This window comes from Niveispirillum fermenti (genome assembly GCF_048066175.1).
GTDB lineage: Bacteria > Pseudomonadota > Alphaproteobacteria > Azospirillales > Azospirillaceae > Niveispirillum > Niveispirillum fermenti.
The window spans coordinates 1-2795 of record NZ_JBLTXA010000080.1 but is presented as its reverse complement, the minus strand read 5'-3'; the positions used below and the strand labels follow the sequence as shown (position 1 = coordinate 2795).

The 2795-nt window shown below is 62.4% G+C and carries 3 protein-coding genes; 1 reads left to right on the top strand and 2 read right to left on the bottom strand.

Features of this window, described 5'->3' with window-relative positions; genetic code table 11:
• Positions 1-978 (bottom strand): efflux RND transporter permease subunit (locus ACM9LZ_RS25670; protein ID WP_416622344.1); only part of this gene is annotated, 978 nt, incomplete at its 3' end.
• A gap of 11 nt (positions 979-989) precedes the next feature.
• Entirely contained in the window at positions 990-2093 is a 1104-nt protein-coding gene (locus ACM9LZ_RS25665) for an efflux RND transporter periplasmic adaptor subunit (protein ID WP_416622343.1), read from the bottom strand.
• Between ACM9LZ_RS25665 and soxR the strand changes: the two genes are divergently transcribed.
• On the top strand, positions 2092-2685 hold the full coding sequence (gene soxR / locus ACM9LZ_RS25660) for a redox-sensitive transcriptional activator SoxR (protein ID WP_416622345.1): 594 nt from the start codon (positions 2092-2094) through the stop codon (positions 2683-2685). The two genes, ACM9LZ_RS25665 and soxR, sit on opposite strands and share 2 nt — an antisense overlap.
• Positions 2686-2795 lie beyond the last annotated feature (110 nt).

Below are 2795 nucleotides of genomic sequence, written 5' to 3'. Positions count from 1 at the left end.
GACGAAATGGGCCACGTCGAAAGTGCTGCGCACCTCCACGCCCGGCGGTGCGGATTTCTGGATCACCGGGATCAGCGAATTCGCCCCCTTCACGATCTCCAGCGGATTGCCGTCAGGCGTGGGGGTCAGGGCCACGATGACGCCGCGCTTGCCGTCCGACGCGGCGGAGCTGTCGTAATTCTGCGCTCCGATCTCCACCGTCGCGATATCCCGCAGCCGCACCAGTCCCTCATCGCCGGTCTTGATGACCATGTCGCGGAAATCGTCCAGGCTGCGTAGATCGGTGGTGGCGGTGATGTCCGTGATGGTGAGGCCGCCATTGAGCTGTCCAGGCGCCGCCTGGACATTGTTGGCACGCAATACCATCGCGATGTCTGAGGCGGCCAGGCCGCGCGCCGCCATCTTCACCGGATCGATCCAGACCCGCATCGCCAGCCCGCTGCCGCCGAACGTATCGACCGATGCGACGCCCCGGATGGAGGTGAACATTGGCTGGGCGACCCGAGTGACGAAGTCGGTAAGCTGTGCGGGGCTGTGCTGGTCGCTTGTAAAGGCGATGTATTGCACTGCCGATGCACCATCGGTAATTTTGGCGACCACGGGATCGAAGGCACCTTCCGGCAGCCGGTACTTAACCTGCTGGACTTTGGCCAAGATCTCCGTCAATGCGCGGTCGGAATCGGCATTCAGCACCAGCTTGGCCTTCACCTGGCTGCGGCCCATGGTGGAAATCGATGTCAGATACTCGATGCCGCTGGCCGTGGCGATGGACTGGGCAATGGGCTGGGTGACGAAGCCCTGCATCACCTCCTGAGTGGCTCCGGGGAAACGGGTTTCCACCGTGATGGTGGCACTTTCCAGGTTCGGATACTGGCGGATCGGCAAGCCGAACAGCGCCGTGACACCGACAAGGAAGATCAGCAGGCTGACGACGACAGACAGGATGGGTCTGCGGATGAACAGGTCCGTGAAATGCATGACACCTCTCCTTACTGATCGCCAGTGGCAGCGGGAGCCAGCGCAACGGCCGCACCGGGCTGCAGGCGAAGCTGGCCGGTAGTAACCACGAGGGAACCGGCCGCGAGCCCGCTTTCCACGACGGTGCGTTCGCCAACCTCCCCGTCCGTATGCACGGGAACCAGCAAGGCTTTGCCATCCTTGATGACAAAGACGCTGTCCCCGGAGGCTGAGGTTTGGATCGCCGTGGTCGGCACCAGGATCGCGCCGTCCCGCGGGGGCTGCACGATATCCACCGTGGCATAAAGACCCGGCCGCAGCACCCTGTCCGGGTTCTGCATGATCGCCTGGACGGCGATGTTGCGCGTGTCGGCGGCGACCACCGGATCGATGGCATTGATCCGGGCCGTGAAGGCGAGGCCAGGCGCGGCGTCGCTGCGCACCTGCACCTCCCCACCCATCCGCAACTTGGACAGGTGCTGCTGCGGCACGCTGAAATTGACATGCAGTTGGTCAAGCGCAGTGAGGGTTGCAATCGGATCACCGGCATTTACATACTGGCCCAGATTGACGCGCCGGATACCGATCTGGCCGGCGAAGGGCGCATGTACGGCTTTCTGCGCGATCCGAGCCTCGATCTGCTGAAGTGCCGCCTGGGCCTGGGCCAGTTCCGCTTCGCGCTGTTGCAATAATTGGCGGGGCTCCGCACCAGTAGGCGCGAGACTGCGGGACCGTTCATGCTGGATTCCAGCGAATTTCAGGCGAGCGGCAGCGGCGGCGCGGTCGGCGCGTTCCGGCCCGTCGAATAATTGGATGATCGGTGCCGAAGCGTCTATTTCCTGGCCAGCCTCGAAGCGAATTGCAACCACCCGACCCGGAACCTCGGTCGCAAGCATCACTTCCTGCACGGCCTGGAGTGAACCGATAGCAGTCAGTGCGCGCGGCAAAGTTTCTGGTTCGACATGGATGGCAGAGACCTCCACCGGCGGCGGAGCATAGCCGGCGGCGGATGCGGCGAGCCGCGCCTGCCGCCACGTGAATAGCCCACCGGCAACAAGGATAAGGGTGACGGCCACGATCAGCAGGGCAATTCTGCGACGGGGAAGATCGGTCGGACGGCTACTGGTCGTGGACATGTCGGCTCCAGATGAAGGGGCCGGCAACAACGCCGCCGGCAGCCTGTCCTGTGAGCAGGCCGACATCGCTTATAAAACCTCAACAATAGTTGAGGTCAAGGTGGTTCTTGTGTACAGTACCTGCCTGGAGGTTGCGATATCGACAATGCAGAAGCGCGCGTTTGATCCGCTGACGGTGGGAGAGGTGGCGAAGCGGAGCGGCGTTGCCGTGTCGACCATCCACTTCTATGAGGCCAAGGGCCTGATTGAAGGATGGCGTACAGAGGGAAACCAGCGCCGCTATCCGCGCTTCGTTTTGCGGCGGGTCGCTGTCATACGGATCGCCCAGCGGGCAGGCATCCCATTGGCCGTTATCAGGGATTATCTGTCCGCCATCCCCATAGACCAAGCATTGAACAAGGACGACTGGAGCCGACTGACGGCGACTTGGCAAGCGCTGATCGACGAGCGGATCAACAGCCTGCTGCAGCTTCGTAACGATATGGACCGCTGTATCGGATGCGGGTGCCTCTCATTAGCCGACTGTCCGCTGCGCAATCCAGACGATCAACTGGGCGCCCAAGGTGTCGGGGCACGCCTTCTGGAGAAGTGACGTCCGGTGGCTTTCTCCCGAGCATTGACGGGCAGGTCTGATATCGCAAGGTGGACACGTCCGATAACCCTGTGTGATGGGGTGATCTTGACCTGCTCCCTGGAAATGTA